Here is a 26,923-nt window from a genome sequence, read left to right on the forward strand (position 1 = left end):
TCTCGGGAAGGCGCTACGTGAGTCCCAACGGCTCCGACCGCTCGCCGCGGCGCCCGATGCGGCGGAAGCTGCTGCAGGCAATGACCGCGGGCCTGGTCCTGGCGACCGCCACCGGCTGCACATACAAGGACTTCCCCCGCCTTGGTATGCCCACCCCGACCACGGAAGAGGCTCCGCGGATCCTCTCCCTCTGGCAGGGTTCCTGGGCAGCCGCGCTGGCCACCGGCGTGCTGGTGTGGGGCCTGATCCTGTGGAGCACGATCTTCCACCGGCGCAGCCGCACCAAGGTCGAAGTTCCTCCGCAGACCCGGTACAACATGCCCATCGAGGCGCTGTACACGGTCGTTCCGCTCGTCATCGTCTCGGTCCTGTTCTACTTCACGGCCCGCGACGAGTCGAAGCTCCTCAGCCTCAAGAAGGAGCCCGACGTCACCATCAACGTCGTCGGCTACCAGTGGAGCTGGGCCTTCAACTACATCGAGCCCGTCGCGGGTTCGACGGGCGACGCGAAGACCGACAAGAACCTGGACGCCATTCCGACCCGGTTCAAGAACGACTTCCCGGCGAACGCCGGCGGTGTCTACGACTTCGGTACGCCCGCCACGAGGAACCCGCAGACCGGCAACCCCGGACCGACCCTCTGGCTCCCCAAGGGCAAGACGGTCCGCTTCGTCCTCACCTCGCGTGACGTCATCCACTCCTTCTGGGTGGTGCCGTTCCTGATGAAGCAGGACGTGATTCCGGGCCACACCAACGCCTTCCAGGTGACTCCGAACAAGGAGGGCACCTTCATGGGCAAGTGCGCCGAGCTCTGCGGCGTCGACCACTCCCGGATGCTGTTCAACGTGAAGGTCGTCTCCCCCGAGCGCTACGAGCAGCACCTCAAGGACCTCGCGAAGAAGGGGCAGACCGGTTACGTTCCCGCGGGCATCGAGCAGACCGCCCACGAGAAGGACCGGGAGACGACGAACCTGTGAGCATCCTCAACGAACCCCAGGGTGCCGCGGCAGCAGGGTCCCACTACACGGACGAGCTGCCGGTCCGGCGCCAGAACCGCGGCAGTGTCGTGATCAAGTGGCTCACCACCACTGACCACAAGACCATCGGCACGATGTACCTGGTCACGTCGTTCGCGTTCTTCCTCATCGGCGGCGTGATGGCGCTCTTCATGCGCGCCGAGCTGGCCCGGCCGGGTCTGCAGATCATGTCGAACGAGCAGTTCAACCAGGCGTTCACGATGCACGGCACGATCATGCTGCTGATGTTCGCGACGCCGCTGTTCGCCGGCTTCACCAACTGGATCATGCCGCTGCAGATCGGCGCGCCCGACGTGGCGTTCCCGCGGCTGAACATGTTCGCCTACTGGCTCTACCTGTTCGGCTCGACGATCGCGGTCGGTGGCTTCCTCACCCCGCAGGGTGCGGCCGACTTCGGCTGGTTCGCCTACTCCCCGCTGTCGGACGCGGTCCGCTCGCCGGGCATCGGCGCCGACCTGTGGATCATGGGTCTGGCCTTCTCCGGCTTCGGCACGATCCTCGGTGCGGTCAACTTCATCACCACGATCATCTGCATGCGCGCGCCCGGCATGACCATGTTCCGCATGCCGATCTTCGTGTGGAACGTGCTGCTGACCGCGGTGCTGGTCCTGCTCGCCTTCCCCGTTCTCGCCGCCGCGCTGTTCGCGCTGGAGGCGGATCGGAAATTCGGGGCACACGTCTTCGATGCCGCGAACGGCGGAGCGTTGCTGTGGCAACACCTCTTCTGGTTCTTCGGCCATCCAGAGGTGTACATCATCGCCCTGCCGTTCTTCGGCATCATCTCCGAGGTCATCCCGGTCTTCTCCCGCAAGCCGATGTTCGGCTACATGGGTCTGATCGCGGCGACCATCGCGATCGCGGGTCTGTCCGTGACGGTGTGGGCGCACCACATGTACGTCACCGGCGGTGTGCTGCTCCCGTTCTTCTCCTTCATGACGTTCCTCATCGCCGTACCGACGGGCGTGAAGTTCTTCAACTGGATCGGAACGATGTGGAAGGGGTCCCTGAGTTTCGAGACCCCGATGCTCTGGGCCACCGGCTTCCTGATCACCTTCACCTTCGGTGGTCTGACCGGTGTCATCCTGGCCTCGCCTCCGCTGGACTTCCACGTCTCGGACTCGTACTTCGTGGTGGCGCACTTCCACTACGTCGTCTTCGGCACCGTCGTCTTCGCGATGTTCTCCGGCTTCCACTTCTGGTGGCCGAAGTTCACCGGCAAGATGCTCGACGAGCGCCTCGGCAAGATCACGTTCTGGACGCTGTTCATCGGCTTCCACGGCACCTTCCTGGTCCAGCACTGGCTGGGCGCCGAGGGCATGCCGCGTCGTTACGCCGACTACCTGGCGGCCGACGGCTTCACCGCCCTGAACACGATCTCGACGATCAGCTCGTTCGTGCTCGGCCTGTCGATCCTGCCGTTCCTCTACAACGTGTGGAAGACGGCCAAGTACGGCAAGCCGGTCGGCGTCGACGACCCGTGGGGCTACGGCCGCTCGCTCGAGTGGGCGACCTCCTGCCCGCCGCCGCGCCACAACTTCCTCACCCTGCCGCGGATCCGCAGCGAATCCCCGGCGTTCGACCTGCACCACCCCGAGATCGCCGCGCTCGACCAGCTCGAGAACTCCGGTCACGGTGAGAAGGCTCTGGCCGGCAACGGCGGCAAGGAGGCCGGCAAGTGAAGATCCAGGGACGGATGTTCATCTGGCTGAGCGTCTTCATCCTCGTCATGGCGATCGTCTATGGCGTGTGGTCGAAGGAGCCGGCCGGTACCACCGCGCTCTTCCTGGCCTTCGGGCTGTCCATCATGATCGGCTTCTATCTGGGCTTCACGGCCAAGCGGGTGGACGCCGGCGCGCAGGACAACAAGGAGGCCGACGTCGCGGACGACGCCGGCGAGGTCGGGTTCTTCAGCCCGCACAGCTGGCAGCCGCTCGCCCTCGGCTTCGGCGGCGCCCTCGCCTTCCTGTCGGTCGCGATCGGCTGGTGGCTGCTGTACTTCTCGGTGCCGGTCATCATGATCGGCCTGTACGGCTGGGTCTTCGAGTACTACCGCGGTGAGAACCGCACGCAGTAGCACGAGCGGAGCTCAACAGGAGCCCGGACACTCCGTCAGGAGGGTCCGGGCTCCTTCTTCTGCCGCAATCCTTGTCCCTCGTACGAGTCACTCAGCGCGCCGTTCTTGACGGCGCTTCCTAGCGTGAAGTCATGAACCACGCACCGCGTACCCGCATCCTCGTGAGCTGCACGCTGCTGGTGATCGCCCTCGGCGCGAGCGCCGCCGCCTGCGGGTCCGACGGGAACCCGCTGGCGGCCACGCCGTTCGACGCGGCGGACCAGATCGCCTTCAACGCGCCCACCGGCGACGGCAAGAAGGCCGACCCGGACAAGCCGCTCGAGGTCACCGCCGAGGACGACGACGGCCGCATCACCGACGTCACGGCCACGGACGCCACAGGCCGCTATCTGGCGGGCGAACTCTCTGCCGACGGCACTCGCTGGCGCAGCACCTCCCCGCTGGCGGCAAACGCCCATTACACCGTCCGGGTGAGCACCGAGGACGAGGACGGGGCACCGGGCCGCAAGGTCCTCGACTTCGACACCAGCAAGCCTCTGGGCAAGACGCGCCTGAAGGTCACCTTCGGTCCCAAGTCGGGCACGTACGGCGTCGGCCAGCCCGTCACCGCCACGCTGGACAGACCCGTCAAGGACAAGGCTCAGCGGGCCGTCATAGAACGCGCCCTCAGGGTCGACTCCACGCCCGCCGTACCGGGCGCCTGGCACTGGGTGGACGACAAGGAGCTCCACTACCGGCCCAGGGAGTACTGGCCGGCCCACGCCACGCTCCAGGTCCGCAGCGACCTGGAGGGCATCAAGATCGGCGACCGGCTCTGGGGCGGCAAGGCGAAGCCCCTGAAGCTGACCACCGGCGACCGCATCATCGCCGTGACGGACGCCTCGTCACACTCGATGAAGGTCTACAAGAACGACGAGGTCATCAAGGAGCTCCCGGTCACCACCGGCAAGCCGGGCTTCGACACCCGCAACGGCGTCAAGGTCGTGCTGGGCAAGGAGTACTTCGTACGTATGCGCGGCACCAGCATCGGGATCGCCGAGGGTTCCTCGGAGTCGTACGACCTCCCGGTCTACTACGCCACCCGCGTCACCTGGAGCGGTGAGTACGTCCACGCCGCCCCGTGGTCGGTCGGCTCCCAGGGTTACGCCAACGTCAGCCACGGCTGCACCGGCATGAGCACGTCCAACGCCGAGTGGTTCTTCAACACCGTCCACGAGGGCGACGTGGTGCAGGTCATCAACTCCAACGGCCACACGATGGAGACCTTCGGCAACGGCTTCGGCGACTGGAACCTCGACTGGAAGAAATGGCGCGACGGCAGCGCCCTGGTGGCCGGCACCCCGGACGGCTCCGGCCCCGACCAGACGGCAAGGCTGAGGCCACAGAGCATCTAGAGGGACGTGGGAGCGGCTCTCAGGCGCTCAAGGCCTTCCGGTCCCGCAGCAGGGAAGCCAGCGCCGAGGCGAACTCCACCGGATCCACCGGATGGGTCACCGCGGCCTCCGCCCGGCTCCACGTCGCCAGCCACGCATCCTGCGGCCGCCCGATCAGCAGCAGCACCGGTGGGCAGTGGAAGACCTCGTCCTTGATCTGCCGGCAGAGCCCCATGCCCCCCATGGGCACGGCCTCCCCGTCCAGCACACAGACGTCGATCCCGCCCTTGTCCAGCTCCTTCAGCACCGCCGCAGGCGTCGCGCACTCCAGGAACTCGACCAACGGGACGTCGGGAGCCGGCCGACGGCCCGCGGCGAGCCGTACCTGCTCGCGGGTGTTGGAATCGTCGCTGTAGACCAGCACCGTGGCGGTCGGCTGCATTGTTCCTCCGTGACGTCAGCGTCGTAAGGACAGGCCCGTTGGGCCGGATGCTACTCCCTTGAACACCACGTCAACACCGGTCCGGAGCAGGGAGACACTCCGAACGGCACCCCCCGGGGTGAGGGCGGGATAAGCGACCGACATAATGTCGGTCGTGGCGACAGCAACGACAGAGACAACCGGGCACGCGCACCCGTCGGTCAACCGGCCGAACCTCACCAGCGTCGGAACCATCATCTGGTTGAGTTCCGAGCTGATGTTCTTCGCGGCCCTCTTCGCGATGTACTTCACCCTGCGATCGGTGACGGGTCCTGATCACTGGAAAGAGATGGCGCACGCCCTGAACGTTCCGTTCTCGGCGACGAACACCACGATCCTGGTGCTCTCCTCCCTCACCTGCCAGCTCGGCGTCTTCGCCGCCGAGCGGGGTGACGTGAAGAAGCTCCGGGGCTGGTTCATCATCACCTTCATCATGGGTGCGATCTTCATCGGTGGTCAGATCTACGAGTACACCGAGCTGGTGAAGAAGGACGGGATCTCCCTCTCGTCCGATCCGTACGGGTCGGTCTTCTACCTGACCACCGGCTTCCACGGTCTGCACGTGACAGGCGGCCTCATCGCCTTCCTGTTCGTCCTCGGCCGTACGTACGCGGCGAAGCGGTTCACCCACGAACAGGCGACCGCGGCCATCGTCGTGTCCTACTACTGGCACTTCGTCGATGTCGTCTGGATCGGCCTCTTCGCCACGATCTATCTGATCAAGTAGCCGGGCCCGCTCCCGACATCGCAAGCATCGACGCAGAAGATCCTGACACCGGGGTAATCCGTGAAAAAGCTCTCCGCACGACGACGCCACCCGCTGGCGGCGCTCGTCGTCCTACTCCTCGCGCTGGCATGCACCGGGGGGCTGTACGCCGTGTTCGCACCCGCGAGCAAGGCGCAGGCAGATGAAACCGCCCAGTCCCTGGCCATCGACGAGGGCAAGAAGCTCTTCGCCGTTGGCTGCGCCAGTTGCCACGGCACCGGCGGTCAGGGGTCCTCCGACGGTCCGAGCCTCGTGGGCGTGGGCGCCGCGGCCGTCGACTTCCAGGTCGGCACCGGCCGCATGCCGGCCCAGCAGCCGGGCGCGCAGGTTCCGCGCAAGAAGGTCATCTACACGCAGGCCGAGATCGACCAGCTGGCCGCGTACATCTCCTCGCTGGGCGCGGGTCCGAGCATCCCGACCGAGGCGCAGTACGGCCCCGACGGTGCCGACATCGCCAAGGGCGGCGAGCTCTTCCGTGACAACTGCACGCAGTGCCACAATTTCACCGGCAAGGGTGGCGCGCTGACGCACGGCAAGTTCGCGCCGAGCCTCGAGGGTGTCGACCCGAAGCACATCTACGAGGCCATGCAGACCGGCCCGCAGAACATGCCGTCGTTCCCCGACACCACGCTGTCGGAGCAGAACAAGAAGGACATCATCGCGTACCTGAACGCGGTCAACGGCGACGACACCGTGAGCCCCGGCGGCCTTGAGCTGGGCGGTCTCGGCCCGGTCTCCGAAGGCCTGTTCGCCTGGATCTTCGGCCTCGGCGCGCTGATCGCGGTCGCCGTCTGGGTCGCCGCTCGGACCGCAAAGGCCAAGAAGTCATGAGTAGCCAAGACATTCCAGAAGAGAACCTGCCCGCAGAGCAGGACGCGCACGGCGCGGTAGGCGTCGCGGACGAGAAGAACCCCTTCGCGGACCCCGGCCTCCCGCCCCACGAGCACCGTGTGCAGGACATCGACGAGCGGGCCGCCAGGCGGTCCGAGCGCACGGTGGCCATGCTGTTCACGGTGTCGATGCTGGCCACCGTCGGGTTCATCGCCTCGTACGTGGGCATCCCCCACGACAAGTCGATCTTCGTCTTCCCGATCGGGCACATCAACGCGCTGAACTTCGCGCTGGGCCTGACCCTCGGTCTCGCCCTCTTCGCGATCGGCGCGGGTGCGGTCCACTGGGCCCGCACCCTGATGTCCGACGAGGAGATCGCCGACGAGCGCCACCCGATCGAGGCGTCCCCCGAGGTCCGCGAGAAGGTCCACGCGGACTTCAAGCAGGGCGCCAAGGAGTCGGCGCTCGGCCGTCGCAAGCTGATCCGCAACACGATGTTCGGCGCGCTGGCCCTGTTCCCGCTCTCCGGCGTCATGCTGCTGCGCGACCTCGGCCCGCTGCCCGGCACCAAGCTCCGCCACACCATGTGGCGCAAGGGCCTCCAGCTCGTCAACATGAACACCAACGAGCCGCTGCGTCCCTCCGACGTCGCGGTCGGCTCGCTGACCTTCGCCAAGCCCGAGGGCCTGGAGGAGCACGACGAGGAGTTCCAGACCGAGATCGCCAAGGCCGCCCTGATGATCATCCGCATCCAGCCGGACAACATCAAGGACAAGCGCGAGCTCGAGTGGTCGCACGAGGGGATCGTCGCGTACTCGAAGATCTGCACCCACGTGGGTTGCCCGATCTCCCTGTACGAGCAGCAGACGCACCACGTGCTCTGCCCCTGCCACCAGTCCACCTTCGACCTCTCCGACGGTGCCCGGGTGATCTTCGGCCCCGCCGGTCACGCCCTGCCGCAGCTGCGCATCGGTGTGAACGACCAGGGTTACCTCCAAGCGCTCGGCGACTTCGAGGAGCCCGTCGGTCCTGCTTTCTGGGAGCGCGGATGAGCACAAACGAGAGCACCGCGGCCAACGGGGCGCGGCGCGACAAGGCACCGGCGGGCGAGCGCGTCGCCGACTGGGCCGACGGCCGCCTGGGGATCTACTCCCTGGCCAAGGCCAACATGCGCAAGATCTTCCCCGACCACTGGTCGTTCATGTTGGGCGAGATCTGCCTCTACAGCTTCATCATCATCATCCTCACGGGTGTGTATCTGACGCTGTTCTTCCACCCGTCGATGAACGAGGTGGAGTACCACGGCAGCTACGTCCCGCTGCAGGGCCAGCTGATGTCCGAGGCGTTCAACTCGACCATGCACATCTCCTTCGATGTGCGCGGTGGTCTGCTGATCCGGCAGATCCACCACTGGGCGGCGCTGATCTTCCTCGCCGGCATGTTCGTGCACATGATGCGCGTGTTCTTCACGGGCGCGTTCCGCAAGCCGCGTGAGGTCAACTGGCTGTTCGGCTTCCTGCTGTTCGTCCTGGGCATGTTCACCGGCTTCACCGGCTACTCGCTCCCGGACGACCTGCTGTCCGGCACCGGTGTCCGCTTCATGGAGGGCGCGATCCTGTCCGTGCCGATCGTCGGCACGTACCTGTCGTTCTTCCTCTTCGGCGGCGAGTTCCCGGGCGGCGACTTCGTGGCCCGCTTCTACTCGATCCACGTACTGCTGCTGCCGGGCATCATGCTCGGCCTGGTCGTCGGCCACCTGATCCTGGTCTTCTACCACAAGCACACGCAGTTCGCGGGCCCCGGAAAGACGAACAACAACGTCGTCGGCATGCCGCTGCTGCCGGTCTACATGGCCAAGGCCGGAGGCTTCTTCTTCCTGGTCTTCGGTGTCATCGCGGCCATCTCGGCGATCGCCTCGATCAACCCGATCTGGTCGATGGGCCCCTACCGTCCCGACCAGGTGTCCACGGGCGCCCAGCCGGACTGGTACATGGGCTTCTCCGAGGGCCTGATCCGTGTCATGCCGGGCTGGGAGATCAACTTCTGGGGCCACACGCTCGTCCTGGGTGTGTTCATCCCGCTGGTGATCTTCCCGCTGGTCCTGGTCGCGATCGCGGTCTACCCGTTCATCGAGTCCTGGGTCACCGGCGACAAGCGCGAGCACCACATCCTGGACCGCCCGCGCAACGCGCCGACGCGCACCGCCTTCGGCGTCGCGTGGATCACCTGGTACATGGTGCTGCTGATCGGTGGTGGAAACGACCTCTGGGCCACCCACTTCCACCTGTCGATCAACGCCATCACCTGGTTCGTCCGGGTCGCGTTCTTCGTCGCCCCGGTCCTCGCGTTCATCGCCACCAAGCGGATCTGCCTCGGCCTCCAGCGCCGCGACAAGGACAAGGTGCTGCACGGCCGCGAGTCCGGCATCATCAAGCGCCTGCCGCACGGTGAGTTCATCGAGGTGCACGAGCCGCTCAGCCAGGAGCAGCTGCACACGCTCACGGCGCACGAGCAGTACGAGCCGGCCGCGATCGGTGCCACGGTCGACGAGAACGGCGTCGAGCGCAAGGTGAAGGGCTCTGAGAAGCTGCGCGCCAAGCTGAGCGAGGCGTACTACGGCGAAGAGGCCCAGATCCCCAAGCCCACCGTCGAGGAGTACAAGGAGATCACGAGCGGCCACGGCCACCACTGATCGCTGCGCTCGCCACGCGCGATGAAGGGCCCCGTCCGAACACCGGACGGGGCCCTTTGCCGTGCCCTGGGCTGGATAGGGTGGGAGCACCTTGTTCTACGACACCTGGAGCGGCCCCATGAGCGCTGTGACCCCCGCTGGAGGCAACACCGCGGCGGGCCGTTCCTGGCCCGCTCTGCTCAACGGCCTGCTGGAAGGCCGTGACCTCTCCGCCGACGACACCGCGTGGGCGATGGACCTGATCATGCGCGGCGAGGCCACCGACGCGCAGATCGCCGGGTTCGCGGTGGCGTTGCGCGCCAAGGGCGAGACCGTCCAGGAGATCACCGGGCTCGTCCGGACGATGTACGAGCACGCGAACGTCATCGAGGTGCCGGGCCGGACCGTCGACATCGTGGGCACGGGCGGCGACGGGGCCAAGACGGTGAACATCTCCACGATGTCGGCGATCGTCATCGCCGGCACCGGCGCGAAGGTCGTCAAGCACGGCAACCGGGCCGCCTCCTCCGCGTCCGGCGCCTCGGACGTCCTGGAGAAGCTCGGCGTCAATCTGGAGCTGACGCCGAAGCGGGTGGCCGAGGTGGCCGAGGAGGCCGGGATCACCTTCTGCTTCGCGATCAAGTTCCATCCGGCGCTGCGTCATGTGGCCGCCGCACGAGGGCAGTTGGGGATCCGGACCACCTTCAACGCGCTCGGTCCGCTGACCAACCCGGCCAAGGTGAAGGCGCAGGCCGTGGGCGTCGCCGACCCCCGCCTGGCGCCGCTCATCGCCGGCGTCCTGGCCGAGCGGGGCAACTCCTCCCTCGTCTTCCGCGGCGACGACGGCTTCGACGAGCTGACCACGACGTCCACCTCCCGGGTGTGGGTCGTGCGCGACGGCAAGGTCACCGAGCAGAGCTTCGACCCGCGGGACGTGGGCATCGAGCTGGTCCCGGTGGAGGCACTGCGGGGCGCGGACCCGTCGTACAACGCGGAGGTCGCGCGGCGGCTGCTGGACGGCGAGAAGGGCCCGGTCCGGGACGCCGTACTGCTGAACTCGGCGGCGGCGCTGGTGGCGCTGGACCCGGGTCCGGGGACGCTGGCCGAGCAGATCCGCGCCGCCATGACGAAGGCCGCCGAGTCGATCGACTCCGGGTCCGCCCGGCGCACACTGGATCGCTGGGTGGCCGCGAGCCACGCGTGACGGGCATCGCGGTCCCGTCATCCGGACACGGGTTGCGGGACCGCGATCACTTCACGTACGTTTCTGTACCAGGTCATGAGTGACAGTCATGAGGCCCCGGCCGACTGTCCGGCAACCCTCCGTCCGTGGCGGGGTGCCCCGGGTGAGGACCAGGCCGTAGGCAGCGAGGTCTACGGCAAGCGCGGGCCCCTCTCGAAACCAGGGGTCCTGGTCATTCGAGGGAGTCTTCCGTGAGCAAGCGAATGCGATAGGGCGCCGAGCCCCGCCTCCGCACACCCATCTCACCTTTCTTTTCACGGGAGTTCCCCATGTCTGTCTCCACCGCTGCCCCCGCCCGGACCATTTGTGACCAGCTGCCTGTTCTGGGGCGAGATGTCACCGTCCCGCTCGTCACCGGCGGCGAGGTCACCTACGCGGCCCTCGACTACGCGGCCAGCGCCCCCGCCCTGCAGCGGGTCTGGGACGACGTGGCGGCCTACGCGCCCTACTACGGCAGCGTGCACCGCGGTGCCGGCTACCTCTCGCAGCTGTCGACCGACCTGTTCGAGAACGCCCGCAGGACCGTCACCGAGTTCCTCGACTGCCGGGACGACGACCAGCTGGTCTTCACCCGGTCGACCACCGACTCGCTCAACCTCCTCGCCGCCGCCCTCCCCGCCGACTGCCAGGTCTTCGTCTTCGAGACCGAGCACCACGCCTCGCTGCTGCCGTGGAAGGACGCCCGGGTCACCTACCTCGACGCCCCGCGCACCCCGGGGCAGGCCGTCGAGACCCTGGAGAAGGCCCTCGCCGACCGCGACCCCCGGGGCCCGGCCCTGGTCTGCGTGACCGGCGCCTCCAACGTCACGGGCGAGCTGTGGCCGGTCCGCGAGCTGACGGCGGCCGCCCACGCGCACGGCGCCCGGATCGTCCTGGACGCGGCCCAGCTGGCCCCGCACCACCCGTTGAGCGTCCGTGACCTCGACGTCGACTGGGTCGCCTTCTCCGGCCACAAGCTCTACGCCCCCTTCGGCTCGGGCGTCCTGGCCGGCCGCGCCGACTGGCTCCGGGCCGCCGACCCCTACCTCGCGGGCGGCGGCGCCAGCCGCAAGGTCACGCGGCGCGAGGACGGGGGAGTGGACGTGGAGTGGCACGAGAGCGCCGCCCGCCACGAGGCCGGCTCGCCGAACGTCATCGGCGCCTACTCCATCGCCTCCGCCTGCCGGGCCCTCACCGAGGCCGGCTTCGACACCCTGGTCGCCCGCGAGCAGCACCTGATCGAGAAGGTGAGGGCGGGTCTCGCCGAGGTCCCCGAGGTCCGCGTCCTGTCCCTCTTCGGCGACGACGCCCCCCGCGTCGGCGTGATCTCCTTCGTCGTCGAGGGCTGGAACAGCTCCCACTTCGCCGCCGCCCTCTCCGCCGAGTACGGCATCGGCGTCCGCGACGGCCTCTTCTGCGCCCACCCCCTCGTCCGCACCCTCCTCGGCAGCGACCCGCAGTCCCAGGGCGAGTGCGGCGCCCCCGAGGCCGCGCCCGGCGAGAAGTCCCTGAACGCGATCCGGGTGAGCTTCGGCGCGGGCACACCGGACGAGCACGTGGAGCGGTTCGTGCGGGCCGTGAAGGAACTGGTCGCGGACGGCGCGAAGTGGACGTACCGCACCGAGGAAGGCCGCTGCGTCCCGGCCGTCTGACGTACCGGCGTCCGGCGCGCGTATACGCTCCCCCTCAGCAGCCGTACGGAAAGCAGGGGGAGCACGGGGTGCAGGAGCTGCGCGAGACGGACCCGCGGACCATCGGGCCCTACGAGGTCCTGGGCAGACTCGGGTCCGGCGGCATGGGCGAGGTGTATCTCGCCGAGGCGCGGGGCGGGCTGCGGCTGGCCGTGAAGGTCGTACGGGCCGAGCACGCCGAGGACCGCACCTTCCGCGCCCGGTTCCGGCACGAGGTGCGGGCCGCGCAGACCGTCGGCGGGGCGGGCACGTACACCGCACGGGTCGTGGACGCGGACACCGAGGCCGCGCGGCCGTGGATGGCGACCGAGTTCGTGGCGGGGCCCAACCTGCGGGACGCGGTGCTCGACCGGGGGCCGTTGCCCGCGGACGCGGTACGGCTGCTGGCGGCCGCGCTCGCCGAGGCGCTCGCCGCGATCCACGCCAAGGGGCTGGTGCACCGGGACCTCAAGCCCTCCAACATCCTGCTCTCGCCGGACGGGCCCAGGGTCATCGACTTCGGGATCGTCAGGGCTCTGGAGGGCACGGCACTGACCCGGACCGGCGTGGTCGTCGGGTCGGTCGGCTATCTCTCTCCCGAGCAGATCCGCAACGGCGCCCAGGTGGTGCCGGCCAGTGACGTCTTCTCCCTGGGCGCGGTCCTCGCGTACGCGTCCGGCGGCAAGGAACCGTTCGGCGAGGGGCAGGATTCGGTCGTTCTGCTGCGGATCCTGACCGGGGACGTCGACCTGTCCGCCGTACCGGAGGAACAGCTGCCACTGGTGGAGGCGTGTCTGCGGGACGACCCCGGCGCGCGGCCGACGCCCGCGGAACTGGTCGCGGCCGCGGGGCACACCGCGGGATCGCTCCGCGAGGGACTGCGGGCGGGGTGGTACGGCCCCGGTGCCGCGAAGGAGCCCGAGGCCGCGCAGAGCGATGCGCGCTGGGTTCCCGCTCACGACTCGGGGGAGCGGGAGAGCCGGGTCGAGTACGTGGCGCCCGTGACCGTCACGGACGTCCCCGCCGTCACCCATGGCTCACCGACGCCCGCTCCGCCGTCCCGGCGCCGGCTGCTGCGGGCCGCGGTGGGAGGTGCCGGGGTCGTGGCGGCCGGCGGTGTGGGCGGGTGGCTGTGGCTGCGGGATTCCTCGGACGGATCCGCGACGGGCGGGATGGCCGCCGGGGCGGCCGGTGCGGGGTCCGTGACGGGTAAGCCCGCGACGGGCTGGCAGTACAAGGTCCAGGGGCTCGGCGGGCGGCGCGGCCCCTGCGCCGCCCTCTCGCCCGACGGCACGCGGGTGTACGTCGGCGGCGCGGACGGCTCGCTGCACGCCCTGGACCTGGACGGGCGGACCCTCTGGCACACCGCACTGGGCGCCGAGGCCATGTCCCCGCTCGCCACCGCGCAGGGCGTGTACTGCCTGCTGGAGGACGACCAGGAGGGCGCCTCCAAGCTGTGCGCGCTCGGCCGGGGCGGCAAGGTCCGCTGGACCAGGGCGTTCGCCGCGAACAGCCAGTTCCTGGTCACCGCGGGGCAACTGATCCTGGTGTCCTACGGCGACGGCTCGGACGCGGGCGGGGTGCGGGCCTACGCCCCCGACGGCAGCGTGCGCTGGTCCACGCCCACCGGCCCCGCGCCCACCAGTGAGCCCATGGTGGCGGACGGGGTGGTCTACGTCGGCACCTTCGGGGACCGGGTGCAGGCGCTGGACGCGAAGACCGGCAAGCGGCTCTGGGAGACGGCGGCCGGCCTCGACACCGGGCGGCCCGCGCTGGTCGGCGACACGCTGGTGGTCGGATCGGGCGGCGAGCAGATGCTGCACGGCATCGGCCGCAAGGGCAAGCCGCTGTGGGACTCGACCAACGACAAGGTGTACGGCAGCCGCTACTTCACCTGCGTGCCCTTCGGCGGCCTGGGCGTCACCGCCTCCGACTACGAACTCGTCGCCCTGGACCCCGCCGACGGGTCGACGGCGTGGTCCTTCCATTTCACCGACGAGGGAAGCCAGTACAGCAACCCGACGGTCTTCGGCGACACCGTCTACGTACGCCACGGCTCGACGCTCTACGGCGTCAACCGCAAGGGCAAGCAGACCTGGCAGAAGCGCGTCGAGGGCGGTGCCTCCGTCGGCAACCAGTCGCCGGTCGTCCGAAGCGGCCGCGTGTACGTCGCGACCGCCGACGGCATCACCGTGCTCGCGCTCGACTCCTAGGCCCTAGCCGTCGAGGCCGATCGCGAACGCGGCCTCCAGGTCGTGCTGGGAGTAGGTCCGGAACGCCACGTGCGTGTCCGTTCCCTCCACGCCCGGGATCTTGCTGATGCTGCCGGGGATGACCTCGGCGAGGTCCTCGTGCTGCTTGACCCGGACCATGGCGATCAGGTCGTAGGTGCCCGTGACGGAGAAGACCTCGCTCACGGACTCCAGCGCGGCGATCCGCTCCGCGATCTCGGGGATCCGGTCCACGCTGGTCTTGATGAGGACGATCGCGGTGATCACGGCTGGTTCTCTCCCTCGGGGGACGGAGCTGGGGCGGCCTTCACTCTAGTGCCACGGCCGAAACGCACCCACGCGAAGACCAGGCCCAGGCCGAAGCCCACCAGGTGGGCCAGATAGGCCACCCCCGGGCCGTCGGAGGCGCGGCCCGCCGCCAGCCACTGCAGGGCCGCCCAGAAGGGAAGGACGACCCAGGCCGGGAAACGCAGCGGGAGGAAGAAGAGGAACGGCAGAAGACTGGTCACCCGGGCCCCGGGGAACAGGAACAGGAACGCGCCGAGGACCGCCGAGATCGCCCCGGAGGCACCGACCAGGGACTGCTCGGAGTCGGCGTTGGCGGCCGCGTAGCCCAGCAGGGCGAGGTAGCCGCAGCCGACGTAGAAGAGGAGGAACTGCACCCGGCCCATCCGCTCCTCGGTCATCACCCCGAAGACGTAGAGGAAGAGCATGTTGCCCAGCAGGTGCACCCAGCTGCCGTGCACGAACAGCGCGGTGGCCGGCGTGAGGGCGGCACCGGGGGCGTCCGCGAAGAGCTCGGCGGGGACCACGCCCCAGCGGTGGAAGTAGGCCCGCTGGGCGGCCAGGGCCGCGTCCCCGGAGCCGTACGCCGGATCGAGACCCGAGGCGGGGCCGACCAGGAAGATCAGAGAGCACAGGGCGATCAGACCGTAGGTGACCGGAGCCGGCCCCCACAGCGACCTGCTCGCTCCACCGACGGTCACCCTCCAGTTACTGATCACGAACACAGAGCATGGCGTAACGGGACGCAACAGCCCAGACCGCCTCGCCGTCGGGCAGGCCCTGTGGACGTCCGAGCGGCGAGTACCCGCCAGGCCTTAGGGTTACGAGCCACACGCACCGGGACGCCGGTGTGTCACCGACAATGGCTAGTAGGAAAGAGCACAGTCACGATGACGGTTCCCCTCCCGACCGCCTCGACGCGGTGGCGCTGCACCCTCTGCGGCAACCTCACGCGCTTCGACGTGACCCGCTCGTCGAAGGTCGTCGAGTACGTCCACCTCGACCTGGCCGGAGAGCCGAAGGTCGAGGAGCGCGAGGTGGTCAGTGAGACGATCGAGTCGGTGCGGTGCCGCTGGTGCAATGCCGTGGACCAGGTGGAACTCGTGGACAGGCCGGGCGCCGACTCCTGACAGAGCCGGCCCCGCACAGTGATGGGGTGTGACGGATGGTGGAGACACAAGGCGGGGAGCCGGGCGACGGCGCCGCCGAGGTGCTCGACCGTCCGCTGCCCGACGGTGTGCGGCGCAGGGTCGTGCACATCGTCTCGGAGGGCTTCGGCGGGCTGACCGTCGGCGAACTGCCCGCACAGCTCAGGCAGTACGCGCGCTTCGCGCCGAACCGGCGGGCCAAGTTCGCGGGCAACGCCATGGCGGCCGCGCTGGAGACCGATCCGCTGTTCCGCCAGCGGATCGGGGAGAAGTTCAGAGAGGCCCAGCCGGAGCTGGCCGGGGCGCTCGACTCCGGTGCGCCGCCCCCGGCCGCGGATCCGCTCGATGTGGCGGCCGCGGCCTATGTTCTGCGGCCGACCGGATGGGTCAAGCTGGTCACCGCGGCCGGCGAGGAGGCTCTGCGGGCGGACGCCGAGCGCGCCGACGAGGAGAACCGCGCCGAGCTGGAGCGGCTGCGCGAGGAGCTCGCGGCCGCCCGTGACCAGACGCGCTCCGAGACCGAGCGGCTGCGCACCGAGCTGGAGTCCGCCAAGAAGGAAGCCGAATCGCTGCACCGCAAACTGCGCGCGGCACTCAGTGACGTCAAGCGCGGTGAGGCGGCCCTGCGCAAGCTGCAGGCCGAGATGGAGACCGTACGCACCGAGGGGCAGACCCAGGTGTCCGCCGCCGAGAGCGAGTCCCGGCGCCTGAAGGCTCGCCTCGGGGAGTCGGAGGCCGCTCTGGAGGCCACGCGCAGAGCGGCGCGGGAGGGGCGCAGTGTCGAGGACATGCGCGTGCGTCTGCTTCTGGACACCGTTCTGGACGCGGCCCAGGGGCTGCGGCGGGAGCTGGCGTTGCCGCCGGTCTCCGTGCGGCCCGCCGAGACGGTGGACGCGGTCGAACCGGGACGAATGACCCCGAAGGACATCGCCGCGCGGGCGCTGTCCGAGAACGACCCCGCCATCCTGGACCAGCTGCTGGCCCTGCCCCAGGCGCACTTGGTGGTCGACGGCTACAACGTCACCAAGACCGGCTATCCCCAGATGCCGCTGGAGAAGCAGCGCCTGAGGCTCCTCGGGCAGCTCTCCCAGCTCGCCGCGCAGACGGGGGCAGAGGTGACCTGTGTCTTCGACGGGGCGGAGCTGGCCGCGCCCGTGCTGCTCGCGCCGCCGCGCGGGGTGCGGGTGCTGTTCTCCAAGGCGGGCATCACCGCCGACGAGTTGATCCGCCAGCTGGTCCGCGCCGAGCCGCCCGGGCGGCCGGTGATCGTCGCCTCGACCGACCGTGAGGTCGCCGACGGCATCGCCAAGGCGGGGGCGCGGCCGGTGGCTTCCGCGGTGCTTCTGAAGCGGCTGTCCTAAACATCAAAGTCCAGGTTTAATGCCCGAATTGGGCGTATCGTCACGCAACGTAGTGTCAAGTTGGCATCACTGCATGTGAGTTATGTGCAAAGAATGCACGGCGTGACGAGATTTTGCTCCTGAGGATTTGAACTGATCACGGGAAGGTCACTAAGGTCTGGGCTCGAACCTCCGAGCGGGTGATCACTCAAAAGAAGGAGTTCACCTCCGTGGCGTCCCACCGTCGACCCAAGCAGCCGAGCCGTACGCGCGTGACCGTGCTCACGACCGCAGCCGCTGCCGCCGTGGCCCTCAGTGCCAATGCCGCCAATGCCGCGCCGAGCGAGAAGCCGAGCAAGGACGAGGTCAAGGCGAAGGTCGACGCCCTCTACGAGCAGGCCGAGCAGGCCACCGAGAAGCTCAACGGCGCCAAGGAGAAGCAGGAGAAGCTCCAGAAGGAGATCTCCACCATCCAGGACAACGTGGCCCGCGGCCAGGACGACCTGAACGAACTGCGGGACTCCATAGGCCTCGCGGCCGCCGCGCAGTACCGCAGCGGCACCATCGACTCCTCGCTCCAGCTCTTCCTGTCCTCCAACCCGGAGGACTACCTGGACAAGGCGTCCACCGCGGACCAGCTCAGCTCCCAGCAGGTCGAGGCGCTGAAGAAGATCCAGGAGAAGCAGCGCGAGCTGGCCCAGGACCGCGCCGAGGCCTCCGAGAAGCTCAAGGACCTCTCGAGCACCCGCACCGAACTGGCCAAGCAGAAGAAGGCCGTTCAGGGCAAGCTCGCCGAGGCGCAGAAGCTCCTCAACACGCTGACGGCCGCCGAGAAGGCCGCCCTCGCCGCCGCCGACGCCCGTGCCAGCCGCTCCGCGACCGAGCGCGTGGACCTCGGGGACGCCCCCGCCTCCTCCGCCCGGGCCCAGGCGGCCTTCAACGCCGCCCAGACCCAGCTCGGCAAGCCGTACGTCTACGGCGCCACCGGCACCGCCTCCTACGACTGCTCGGGCCTGACCTCCTGGGCCTACGCCCAGGCCGGCATCACCATCCCGCGCACCTCCCAGGCCCAGGCCAATGCCGGCACGCGCATCTACAGCATGAGCGACCTCAAGGTCGGCGACCTGGTCATCTTCTACGGCGACCTGCACCACGTCGCCCTGTACGCGGGCAACGGCCAGGTCATCCACGCTCCGCGCACCGGGACGGTCGTGCGCTACGAGTCGATCAACAACATGCCGTTCCAGTTCGGCGTGCGGATCTGAGCCGCCCGACTGCTCAAGATCGCGGCGACTTGCCGCCCGTTCGGGCGAATCGCGACAAGCACAACTGACTCCACACCCCGCCCATGACCTGCGTCATAGGCGGGGTGTCACGTTGTGTGCCCACGGAGGTCGTTGGATACGTCCCCGCCGCGGGGCTACTGTCGGCCGCGTTTCCCCTCGCCGGGGAACGTCTCTGTCCGTCAGTGGAAGGAGCGCGGCTTCCCGTGGGGTCCCATCGCCGCCTTGTCCAGACGTCCGGGTTCAACCGGGGCGCCGGTGCCGCCCTGTGCGTGCTGTCCGCGGCGGCCGCCGCGCTCGGCGCCGTACCGGCCGTCGCCGCCCCGTCCGACGACACCCGGGCCGAGGTGGACCGTCTCTACGAGGAGGCCGAGCACGCCACCGAGGCCTACAACAAGGCCGACGAGCGCGCCGACTCGCTGCGCGAGGAGGTCGGAACCGCGCAGGACGGGATCGCGCGGCAGCAGGAGCGCATCAACTCCATGCGGGAGGCGCTCGGTTCGCTGGCCGGCGCCCAGTACCGCTCCGGCGGCCTCGACCCGTCCCTCGCGCTGCTGTTCTCCGACGACCCGGACGAGTACCTCGACAAGGCCGCCGTCCTCGACCGGATCAGCGCCCACCAGGCGGGTGAGCTCAAGGACCTCCAGGAGGCCATGCGCGAACTCGCCCAGGAGCGCAGCGAAGCGGCACAGAAGCTCGTCGAACTGGAGAAGAGCCGCAAGGCCGTCGCCTCCCACAAGCGGACCGTCGAGAGGAAGCTCGCCAGGGCGCGCGAGCTGCTCAACTCCCTGCCGTCCGACGAACGCGCCGCCTACGACCGGGCCTCCCGCTCCGGCCGCTCGGAGATGCCCGACCTCTCGGGTGCGGTGGCGCCCTCGGGCCGGGCGGCCGCCGCCGTGTCCGCCGCGCAGTCCGCGATCGGCATGCCGTACGTGTGGGGCGCCAACGGCCCCACCGGCTTCGACTGTTCGGGCCTGACGCAGTGGGCCTACGCCCAGGCCGGCGTCTCCCTGCCCCGCACCTCCCAGGCCCAGCGCTACGCCGGCCACCAGGTCCCGCTCTCCCAGGCGCGGCCCGGCGACCTGGTCACCTACCGGGGTGACGCCAGTCACGTCGGTATGTACGTCGGCAACGGTCAGGTCGTCCACGCCCCTTACCCCGGCGCCCCGGTGCGCTACGACCCGGTGGGCATGATGCCGGGCGCGACGGTCACACGCCCCTGACCGACGGCTCCGATACCCGTACGATCGGGAAACATGGCTGGTCGAAGGCGGGCGTCCAAACACGGTGTCGTGGTGCTGTGCCTGCTGCTGACCTCCCTGGTGGCCTGCGGCGGGAGGCCGACGGCCACCGACACCGCGAAGTCCGACGTCCAGCGCGTCCTCGACCTGCGGGCCACCGCCGTCCTCGACCGGGACAAGGCGGCGATCGCCGAGACGGGCAGCGCGAGTTGGTTCGAGGACGTCAGCGCGGTACCGCTCGCCTCCTGGTCCTACAAGGTCACCGGCGTCCACCGCAGCGGCTCCACCGCCACCGCCGACGCGGAACTGCGCTACCAGGTCCAGGGCTACGACAGCGCCCCCGTCACCGTCGCCCGCACCCTGGACCTCTCCCTGGACGCGTCCGGCCAGTGGTACGTCGTCGGTGAGAAGCCCGCCAAGAAGGCCCCGCAACAGCTGTGGGACCAGGGCGAGGTGACCGTCGTCCGCGGAAAGCACAGCATGGTCCTCGGCGTCGGACAGTCCGGCGAGAAGCTGCACTCCTTCGCGGATCTGGCCGACCGTGCCGTGCCCGCCGTCTCCGACGCCTGGGGCACCGGGTGGTCCCGCCACGTCGTCGTGCTCGTACCGAAGTCCGTGGAGGGAATGGCGGGCCTGCTCGGCTCGCCCGCCTCCTCGTACCGCGGGATCGCGGCCGTCACCACCGGCGAGACCGGCGCCCCGGCACAGGCGCCCGCGGACCGGATCATCGTCAACCCCGACGCGTACGGCCTCCTCGGCACCGTGGGCGGGCAGGTCGTGCTCACCCACGAGACCACCCATGTCGCCACCCGCGCCGACACCACCGCCGCGACCCCGCTGTGGCTGTCGGAGGGGTACGCCGACTGGGTCGGTTACCGCGGCACCGGACGCACCCCGGCCGAGGCCGCACCGGAGCTGGGCGAGGCCGTCGCCGAGCGCCGGGTGCCGACGGCCCTGCCGTCCGACGCGAGCTTCGGTTTCGGCGGCAGCGCGACCGCGCTCGCCAAGTCCTACGAGGGCGGCTGGATGGCCTGCCGGATGATCGCGGACCGGTGGGGCGAGGCGAAGCTGCGCGCGTTCTACCGGGCCGTGGGCACGCACAAGGAGCGGCCGGGGGCGGTGGAGGAGGCCATGGCGAAGGTGCTCGGCACCGACCTGGAGGCCTTCACGGCCGAGTGGCAGGAGTATCTGCGGACTCAGTTCGGCTGATCCAACCGCTCGATGGCCTCCGTCAGCCACGCCCGCTCGGCCTGGCCGGTCGCCCGCGCCACCCGCAGCATGCCCTGCCGGAACAGGTCGTCCGTCCCCTCCGCGCGCACCGGTTCGCCGCCGTCGTAGAAGAAGCTGGCCGGCGTCTGGAGGAACTCCAGCCGCCGGCGCAGTACGGCCGCCTGCTCCCGTCGGTCCGGCAGGTGCCGCAGGAACGCCAGGACGGTGTTGAAACGGACCTGGTCGGTGATCTCGGCCTGTTTCGGGTGCCGCAGCCGCTCCAGCAGCTCCTCGCGCCCCAGGTCGGTCAGCGACAGCGTCCGACGCGGGGCCGCACTCGCGCCCGGCTCCGCCCGCTCGTCGAGCTTGCCCGCCTTGACGAGACGCGTGATCGCCGGATAGAGCGCGCCGTCGCTGACCGGGCGGACATGCCCGGTGAGCGCCTTGATGCGCTCCTTGAGCTCGTAGCCGTGCAGGGGTTCCTCGGCGAGGAAGCCGAGGATCGACAGCTCCAGCACTGCATTCCTCCTTGCGGGGGTCGTGACGTCATGCTACCTCTTATCGAGCTACCTCTATTCGAGGTAGCTCGTATCGAGGGGGAGTCTGGATGAACAGCCACCGCAAGCAGCTCGTCGCTCTCGCCCACCCCGTCTACCTGGGTCTGCTGGCCTCCGTCGCCGCCGGGATCATCAACACCGTGTGGGTCTCCCGGCTGGGCGGCCCCGCCGTCGCCGCCGTGGCCGTCGCGACCAACACCGAGAACGTGCTGCTCGGCGTCGCGCTCGTCTTCGCCTCCGGGACGACCGTGCTGGTGGCGCACGCCCGGGGCGCGCGGGATCCCGGCGGGGTGCGGGCGGCCGTGCGCGGCGGCGTGGCGCTTTGGGCGCTGGTCACCCCGGTGGTCGCCGTGGGCGGGTTCCTGCTGCGCGAGCCGCTGTCCCGGCTGGTGCTCGACGGCGGCCGGGCCGTGTCCCTGGCCACCGCCTACTTCGCGATCTCGATGCCCGGCATCGCCGTCTTCTTCGCCCAGCAGCTCGTCGACGGCATCCTCAAGGGCGCCGGCGACACCCGGACCCCCATGCGGCTCGCCCTCCTCGCGAACGGGCTGATCCTGGTGTGCGATCCGTTCCTGATCCATGTGTACGGCGTCCAGGGCGCCGCGGCCTCGACCGTGCTGTGCCGGGCCCTGACCCTCGCGGTGGGGCTGTTCGCCCTGCGCCGGAACACACTGCTCCGGTCGTGCCCGGGTACTCCGTCCGGTGTCCCGCTGCGCGCGACGCTCACCACCGGGCTGCCCATGGCCGCCGACTTCACCGTGCGCCAGGGCGGTGCGCTCGTCCTGGTGGCGATCGTGGCGCGGCTCGGGGTGACGGCGGTGGCCGCCTACTCCATCGCGTACAAGGTCATGTACGTGGCCACCATGGCCTTCTACGCCGTGCGGCAGGCCGCCGCCATCCACACCGCGCACCTGCGGGGCTCCGGCCGGGACGCACGGCGGATGATCGGGCGGGAGGCGGTGGCCGTGTCCGGCGCGGTGGGGCTCGTGGCGGCGGTGCTGCTCTTTGTGACCGCCCCCTGGATCATGGCCGCCTTCGGCGCGGGCCCCGACGTCGCCCACGACGGCGTGCTGTTCCTGCGCTGCGTCGGGCCGTACCTGCTGCTGATGGCCTGCCTCATCGCGCTCGGCGGGGTCTTCGAGGGCAGTGGACAGGCGAAGGTGCTGCTGCGGGTGACGCTGCTCGGCACGGCGGTCCAGCTGGCGCTGGCGTACGGCTGCACGGGTCTCGGCCTGCCCGGTGTGTGCCTGGCGATGGCGCTGGCGATGGCCGTCCAGTGCGGGGTCGCGACGGTGCTGTTCCGGCGGACGCCCGCCGGGGCTCAGGAGGAGGCGGAGGCCTCCTGGGCGGGAGCCTCGGCCTGATCCGGCACCGGGACCTCCGGGGCCGGTTTCCGGACCGTCGCCTTCCACAGCTCGCGCATGCCGATGACGGTGGCGAGGACCAGCAGGCCGTTGCGCGCGACCAGGAGGACGATGCCACGCGGGGTGCTCCCCACGACGTCCGCGAACCAGATCGGGAACTCCAGGACCGTCACGAAGCACGCCATCAGCACCAGGACGGCCGGCACGCCCATCCGGCTCGCGCGAAAGCACAGACAGGCCGCCGCGAGACCGACCAGCCACACCATGTACTGCGGGCTGATCACGCGGCTGGTCGTGGTGAACATCAGCACCGCCACCAGCGCCGCGTCGGCCGCCGTGTGCGCCTCGAAGCGGGTGGCCGCGAGCCGCCACAGCAGCAGCAGTCCGAAGGCCATGCCGGTCAGCGCGAGCGCGGCCGTGCTGACCATGGTCACCCAGGGCCCCAGGAATTCGACAGAGCCGTAGTTGAGCAGGACCGAGCCCTCCCAGCCGTGGTGCCGGGCGATGTGGAAGACCAGCGAGCCCAGCGACTCCACCTCGGTGCCCCGCTCCCGCTGGAAGGTCAGGAAGGCGAACGCCCCGGGCATCGCGACGGAGAACAGTCCGGCCACCACCACGACCGTCACCGCCGCCGAGGCCCAGACGCTCCGCCTGCGGATCCCGACGAGGATCAGCGCGGGCCACACCTTCAGCAGCGCCCCGAAGCCCACCAGCGCCCCGGCCACCTTCGGATGCCGGGCGGCCGCGAGGACCGCGGCGACGGCCACCGCGGTCACCATCACGTCGTAACGGGAGTAGACGGTCGGGCCGAGCAGAGGTACGCCCGCCACCCACACCCAGGCTCCCCGCAGCCGCCGTCCGGGACGCAGGCCCGCGTACAGCAGCAGGAGGAGGGCGGCCAGGTCCGCGGCGAAGGCCATGAGGAAGAAGGCCTGCGTGTACTCCAGGAAGGGCAGCAGGGCGGGGGAGAGGATCGCGAGCGCCGCGGCTGGCGGATACTGCCAGGTCACGTCCGACTGCGGGAACGTTCCGGTGCGCAGGACGTCGTACCAGCCCTGGTAGATGACCGACACGTCACTGGTGACGTCCGGCCCGGGGAAGACGTACACCTTGAAGACGAACAGGAGCAGCAGCAGCCTGGTCACGCCCCAGGTCAGCAGCAGCCACGTCAGAGACCGCCGCACACCCGTCGTCTCCACGTGGTTCCCCGCCGTTCGCCGTCGCCCTGAAATGGTCGCTTGAGGAGAACATGATGTCCCGCTCTCCTGTGAGGGTGCCATAAGGGCGGTCGTCCCCGGCTGTGAGCTGCCGGTTCGGTAGGGTCGGCGGCGATGCACAAGACCCTGATCGTGACGAACGACTTCCCGCCCCGCCCGGGTGGCATCCAGGCGTTCCTGCACAACATGGCGCTTCGGCTCGACCCCGAGCGCCTGGTCGTCTACGCCTCCACCTGGAAGCGGAGCCGGGAGGGCATCGAGGCGACCGCCGCCTTCGACGCGGAGCAGCCCTTCACCGTCGTACGGGATTCCACGACCATGTTGCTGCCGACGCCGGGGGCCACCCGCAGGGCCGTCGGGCTGCTGCGGGGGCACGGCTGTACGTCGGTGTGGTTCGGGGCGGCCGCGCCGCTCGGGCTGATGGGGCCGGCGCTCAGGAGGGCGGGTGCCGAGCGGCTGGTGGCCACCACCCACGGGCACGAGGCCGGGTGGGCCCAGCTGCCCGCCGCGCGGCAGCTGCTGGGCCGGATCGGGGAGTCGACCGACACCGTCACCTACCTCGGCGAGTACACGCGCTCGCGGATCGCCGGCGCGCTGACGCCTCGGGCGGCGGCGCGGATGGTGCAGCTGCCGCCGGGCGTCGACGAGAAGACCTTCCATCCCGGGTCGGGCGGCGACGCCGTGCGGGCGCGGCTGGGGCTGACGGACCGGCCGGTGGTCGTGTGCGTGTCCCGGCTCGTGCCGCGCAAGGGGCAGGACACGCTGATCCTCGCCATGCCGCGGATCCTCATGAAGGAGCCCGACGCCGTTCTGCTGATCGTCGGCGGCGGGCCCTACGAGAAAGAGCTGCGCAGGCTCGCCCACGAGACCGGTGTCGCCGACTCCGTGCGCTTCACCGGAGCCGTGCCCTGGGCCGAGCTGCCCGCCCACTACGGCGCCGGTGACGTCTTCGCGATGCCGTGCAGGACCCGCCGGGGCGGGCTCGACGTCGAGGGGCTCGGGATCGTCTACCTGGAGGCCTCCGCGACCGGTCTGCCCGTCGTCGCCGGGGACTCCGGAGGTGCCCCGGACGCGGTCCTCGACGGCGAGACGGGCTGGGTCGTGCGCGGCGGATCGGTCGAGGAGACCGCCGAGCGGATCGTCGTCCTCCTCGGCGACGCGGAACTGCGGAGCCGCATGGGGGAGCGGGGACGGGAGTGGGTCGAGGAGAAGTGGCGATGGGATTTGTTGGCGGAAAAGTTGAAGACGTTGCTATAGCCGGAGGCCAATAATCCGCCGATGCTGCGCGCATGACAGTAAAACTGATACAGCGTCAGCTGACTAGACGTCAGATCCTTGGTATGGCCGCCCTCCAGACGGCGGCCACTCTCGGCTTCACCCGTGTCGGGCTCCAGTCGGCCCGCGCGGACGAGCCCGCCGCGGTCGAGTCCGCGCCCGCCATCGTCGTCGGCTCCGGCTACGGCGCCTCCGTCGCCGCCCTCCGCCTCGGCCAGGCCGGCATCCGCACCCTCGTCCTCGAGATGGGCCGGCTGTGGAACACCGCCGGCTCCGACGGCAAGATCTTCTGCAGTACGGCCAGTCCGGACCAGCGCTCCATGTGGTTCCGCACCCGCACCGAGGCGCCGCTGGCCACCTTCCTGTGGCTGGACGTCGTCAACAAGGACATCAACCCCTATCCCGGCGTCCTGGACCGCGTCCGCTTCTCCAACATGTCCGTCTTCGTGGGCCGCGGGGTCGGCGGCGGCTCCCTGGTCAACGGCTCGATGGCGGTCACCCCGCTCCAGTCCTACTTCGCCGAGCAGTTCCCCGGCGTCGACACCGCGGAGATGTACAGCACGTACTTCCCGCGCGCCCGCGCCATGCTCGGCGTCAACTCCGTCGACCCGGCCTGGTTCGAGTCGACCGAGTGGTACCGGTTCAGCCGCATCTCCCGGAAGCACGCCACCAACACCGGCCTGAAGACCACCTTCGTGCCCAGCGTCTACGACTTCGGCTACATGCAGCGCGAGGCCGCCGGTACCGCCACCAAGTCGGCCCTCGGCCAGGAGGTCATCTACGGCAACAACCACGGCAAGAAGAGCCTCGACAAGACGTATCTGGCGTCCGCGCTCGGCACCGGCAACGTCACCATCCACACCATGGAGAAGGTCACCGGGATCAGCCGGGCGGGCGACGGCAGCTGGGTGCTGACCGCCGACCGTATCGACGACACCGGCGCGGTCGTCGAGACCAAGCAGTACGGCTGCACCTATCTGTTCCTCGGCGGAGGCAGCCTGGGTACGAGTGAACTCCTGCTCCGGTCACGGCAGTCGGGGACGCTCCCGGCGCTGGACGCGAGCGTCGGGGCCGGCTGGGGGCCCAACGGCAACGTGATGCTCGGGCGGGCCAACCACCTGTGGGACACCGTCGGCGCCAACCAGTCGACCATGCCGGTCATGGGCATCGACGACTGGGCCAACACCGACAATCCCGTCTTCGCCGAGATCGCGCCCTTGCCCACGGGACTCGAGCACTGGGTGAGCCTGTATCTGGCGATCACCAAGAACCCGCAGCGCGCGGCCTTCTCGTACTCGGGCGGCGCTCTGAACCTCAACTGGAGTGCCGCGCAGAGCTCGGTCTCCTCCGGCATGGCCAAGAAGCTCTTCGACCGGATCAACTCCGCCAACTCGACCATCTACCGGTACGACCTCTTCGGCTCCCCCAGCAGGGTCTTCGCCGACGACTTCACCTACCACCCGCTGGGCGGCTGTGTGCTGGGCAGGGCCACCGACAACTACGGCCGGGTGAAGGGCTATTCGAAGCTCTACGTCACCGACGGCTCGCTGATCCCCGGCAACATCGGGGTGAACCCGTTCGTCACCATCACCGCGCTCGCCGAACGCACGATGGCGCGGGTCCTCGCCGAGGACACCGCGCCATGACG

24 protein-coding genes and 1 riboswitch are annotated in these 26,923 nt (G+C 69.7%); of the genes, 19 read left to right on the forward strand and 5 right to left on the reverse strand.

Annotation, left to right across the window (positions count from 1 at the left end):
* Positions 1 to 17: 17 nt before the first annotated feature.
* The 4 genes from coxB (at position 18) to M2157_RS34855 (ending at position 4,505) form a co-directional block, all read left to right on the forward strand.
* Positions 18 to 977 carry a cytochrome c oxidase subunit II gene (gene coxB, locus M2157_RS34840; RefSeq protein ID WP_280867215.1) on the forward strand — a complete coding sequence of 320 codons (960 nt, stop codon included), beginning with the start codon at positions 18 to 20 and terminating at the stop codon, positions 975 to 977.
* The gene (ctaD, locus tag M2157_RS34845) at positions 974 to 2,716 is read left to right on the forward strand and encodes a cytochrome c oxidase subunit I (protein ID WP_266525736.1); all 1,743 of its coding nucleotides are present in this window, start codon (positions 974 to 976) and stop codon (positions 2,714 to 2,716) included. The genes coxB and ctaD overlap by 4 nt, the downstream gene beginning before the upstream one ends.
* Positions 2,713 to 3,111, forward strand: a complete 399-nt coding sequence (locus M2157_RS34850) for a cytochrome c oxidase subunit 4 (protein WP_123988657.1) — start codon at positions 2,713 to 2,715, stop codon at positions 3,109 to 3,111. Before ctaD ends, M2157_RS34850 begins: the two co-directional genes overlap by 4 nt.
* A 131-nt stretch (positions 3,112 to 3,242) precedes the next feature.
* Complete coding sequence (locus tag M2157_RS34855; protein ID WP_280867216.1) at positions 3,243 to 4,505, forward strand: Ig-like domain-containing protein; 1,263 nt, start codon at positions 3,243 to 3,245, stop codon at positions 4,503 to 4,505.
* A 19-nt stretch (positions 4,506 to 4,524) separates the two neighbouring features.
* On the opposite strand, the gene M2157_RS34860 is transcribed toward M2157_RS34855, so the two are convergent.
* Entirely contained in the window at positions 4,525 to 4,926 is a 402-nt protein-coding gene (locus M2157_RS34860; protein WP_280857074.1) for a hypothetical protein, read from the reverse strand.
* 145 nt (positions 4,927 to 5,071) lie between these two features.
* On the opposite strand from M2157_RS34860, the gene M2157_RS34865 reads away from it, so the two are divergent.
* From M2157_RS34865 to M2157_RS34895, 7 genes are all read left to right on the forward strand, one after another.
* The gene (locus M2157_RS34865) at positions 5,072 to 5,692 is read left to right on the forward strand and encodes a heme-copper oxidase subunit III (protein WP_062037772.1); all 621 of its coding nucleotides are present in this window, start codon (positions 5,072 to 5,074) and stop codon (positions 5,690 to 5,692) included.
* Between the two features lie 60 nt (positions 5,693 to 5,752).
* The gene (locus M2157_RS34870; protein ID WP_028809595.1) at positions 5,753 to 6,562 is read left to right on the forward strand and encodes a c-type cytochrome; all 810 of its coding nucleotides are present in this window, start codon (positions 5,753 to 5,755) and stop codon (positions 6,560 to 6,562) included.
* Positions 6,559 to 7,614 (forward strand): Rieske 2Fe-2S domain-containing protein, encoded by a 1,056-nt coding sequence (locus tag M2157_RS34875; RefSeq protein ID WP_280857073.1) that lies wholly within the window; start codon positions 6,559 to 6,561, stop codon positions 7,612 to 7,614. The genes M2157_RS34870 and M2157_RS34875 overlap by 4 nt, the downstream gene beginning before the upstream one ends.
* A complete protein-coding gene (locus M2157_RS34880) occupies positions 7,611 to 9,254 on the forward strand; it encodes a cytochrome bc complex cytochrome b subunit (protein WP_280857072.1) in 1,644 nt (547 codons plus the stop codon). Before M2157_RS34875 ends, M2157_RS34880 begins: the two co-directional genes overlap by 4 nt.
* A 118-nt stretch (positions 9,255 to 9,372) precedes the next feature.
* Positions 9,373 to 10,437: an anthranilate phosphoribosyltransferase gene (gene trpD, locus M2157_RS34885; RefSeq protein WP_280857071.1), complete on the forward strand. Its 1,065-nt coding sequence runs from the start codon at positions 9,373 to 9,375 to the stop codon at positions 10,435 to 10,437.
* Between the two features lie 71 nt (positions 10,438 to 10,508).
* Positions 10,509 to 10,625: riboswitch (SAM riboswitch) on the forward strand.
* A 120-nt stretch (positions 10,626 to 10,745) separates the two neighbouring features.
* The gene (locus tag M2157_RS34890; RefSeq protein WP_280867217.1) at positions 10,746 to 12,107 is read left to right on the forward strand and encodes an aminotransferase class V-fold PLP-dependent enzyme; all 1,362 of its coding nucleotides are present in this window, start codon (positions 10,746 to 10,748) and stop codon (positions 12,105 to 12,107) included.
* Positions 12,108 to 12,175: 68 nt separating this feature from the next.
* Positions 12,176 to 14,338, forward strand: coding sequence for a serine/threonine-protein kinase (locus tag M2157_RS34895; protein WP_280867218.1), 2,163 nt, complete (start codon positions 12,176 to 12,178; stop codon positions 14,336 to 14,338).
* A 3-nt stretch (positions 14,339 to 14,341) separates the two neighbouring features.
* On the opposite strand, the gene M2157_RS34900 is transcribed toward M2157_RS34895, so the two are convergent.
* Both M2157_RS34900 and M2157_RS34905 read right to left on the reverse strand, forming a co-directional pair.
* The gene (locus M2157_RS34900) at positions 14,342 to 14,623 is read right to left on the reverse strand and encodes an Lrp/AsnC ligand binding domain-containing protein (protein WP_057611794.1); all 282 of its coding nucleotides are present in this window, start codon (positions 14,621 to 14,623) and stop codon (positions 14,342 to 14,344) included.
* The gene (locus M2157_RS34905; protein WP_280857068.1) at positions 14,620 to 15,360 is read right to left on the reverse strand and encodes a rhomboid family intramembrane serine protease; all 741 of its coding nucleotides are present in this window, start codon (positions 15,358 to 15,360) and stop codon (positions 14,620 to 14,622) included. The genes M2157_RS34900 and M2157_RS34905 overlap by 4 nt, the downstream gene beginning before the upstream one ends.
* A 171-nt stretch (positions 15,361 to 15,531) precedes the next feature.
* Here M2157_RS34905 and M2157_RS34910 point away from each other — a divergent pair, with 171 nt between their 5' ends.
* The 5 genes from M2157_RS34910 (at position 15,532) to M2157_RS34930 (ending at position 20,862) form a co-directional block, all read left to right on the forward strand.
* On the forward strand, positions 15,532 to 15,771 hold the full coding sequence (locus M2157_RS34910; protein WP_020137397.1) for a hypothetical protein: 240 nt from the start codon (positions 15,532 to 15,534) through the stop codon (positions 15,769 to 15,771).
* 35 nt (positions 15,772 to 15,806) lie between these two features.
* Positions 15,807 to 17,150: an NYN domain-containing protein gene (locus M2157_RS34915; protein ID WP_280857067.1), complete on the forward strand. Its 1,344-nt coding sequence runs from the start codon at positions 15,807 to 15,809 to the stop codon at positions 17,148 to 17,150.
* Positions 17,151 to 17,359: 209 nt separating this feature from the next.
* Positions 17,360 to 18,394 carry a C40 family peptidase gene (locus tag M2157_RS34920; RefSeq protein ID WP_266525717.1) on the forward strand — a complete coding sequence of 345 codons (1,035 nt, stop codon included), beginning with the start codon at positions 17,360 to 17,362 and terminating at the stop codon, positions 18,392 to 18,394.
* Between the two features lie 224 nt (positions 18,395 to 18,618).
* Positions 18,619 to 19,635, forward strand: a complete 1,017-nt coding sequence (locus tag M2157_RS34925; RefSeq protein ID WP_280857065.1) for a C40 family peptidase — start codon at positions 18,619 to 18,621, stop codon at positions 19,633 to 19,635.
* Positions 19,636 to 19,668: 33 nt separating this feature from the next.
* Positions 19,669 to 20,862, forward strand: coding sequence for a hypothetical protein (locus M2157_RS34930; protein WP_280857064.1), 1,194 nt, complete (start codon positions 19,669 to 19,671; stop codon positions 20,860 to 20,862).
* Here the strand turns inward: M2157_RS34930 and M2157_RS34935 are convergent.
* A complete protein-coding gene (locus tag M2157_RS34935; RefSeq protein WP_280857063.1) occupies positions 20,850 to 21,380 on the reverse strand; it encodes a PadR family transcriptional regulator in 531 nt (176 codons plus the stop codon). The two genes, M2157_RS34930 and M2157_RS34935, sit on opposite strands and share 13 nt — an antisense overlap.
* Positions 21,381 to 21,469: 89 nt before the next feature.
* Between M2157_RS34935 and M2157_RS34940 the strand changes: the two genes are divergently transcribed.
* Entirely contained in the window at positions 21,470 to 22,783 is a 1,314-nt protein-coding gene (locus M2157_RS34940) for an MATE family efflux transporter (RefSeq protein WP_280867219.1), read from the forward strand.
* Here the strand turns inward: M2157_RS34940 and M2157_RS34945 are convergent.
* Positions 22,741 to 23,982, reverse strand: a complete 1,242-nt coding sequence (locus M2157_RS34945; protein ID WP_280857061.1) for a glycosyltransferase 87 family protein — start codon at positions 23,980 to 23,982, stop codon at positions 22,741 to 22,743. The genes M2157_RS34940 and M2157_RS34945 overlap by 43 nt on opposite strands.
* A 132-nt stretch (positions 23,983 to 24,114) precedes the next feature.
* On the opposite strand from M2157_RS34945, the gene M2157_RS34950 reads away from it, so the two are divergent.
* Positions 24,115 to 25,257, forward strand: a complete 1,143-nt coding sequence (locus M2157_RS34950) for a glycosyltransferase family 4 protein (RefSeq protein WP_280857060.1) — start codon at positions 24,115 to 24,117, stop codon at positions 25,255 to 25,257.
* Between the two features lie 83 nt (positions 25,258 to 25,340).
* On the forward strand, positions 25,341 to 26,921 hold the full coding sequence (locus tag M2157_RS34955; RefSeq protein WP_280867220.1) for a GMC oxidoreductase: 1,581 nt from the start codon (positions 25,341 to 25,343) through the stop codon (positions 26,919 to 26,921).
* The last annotated feature ends 2 nt before the right edge of the window (positions 26,922 to 26,923 follow it).

Origin of the sequence: Streptomyces sp. SAI-127, from assembly GCF_029894425.1 — a bacterium.
In the GTDB taxonomy this organism is placed as follows: Bacteria; Actinomycetota; Actinomycetes; order Streptomycetales; family Streptomycetaceae; genus Streptomyces.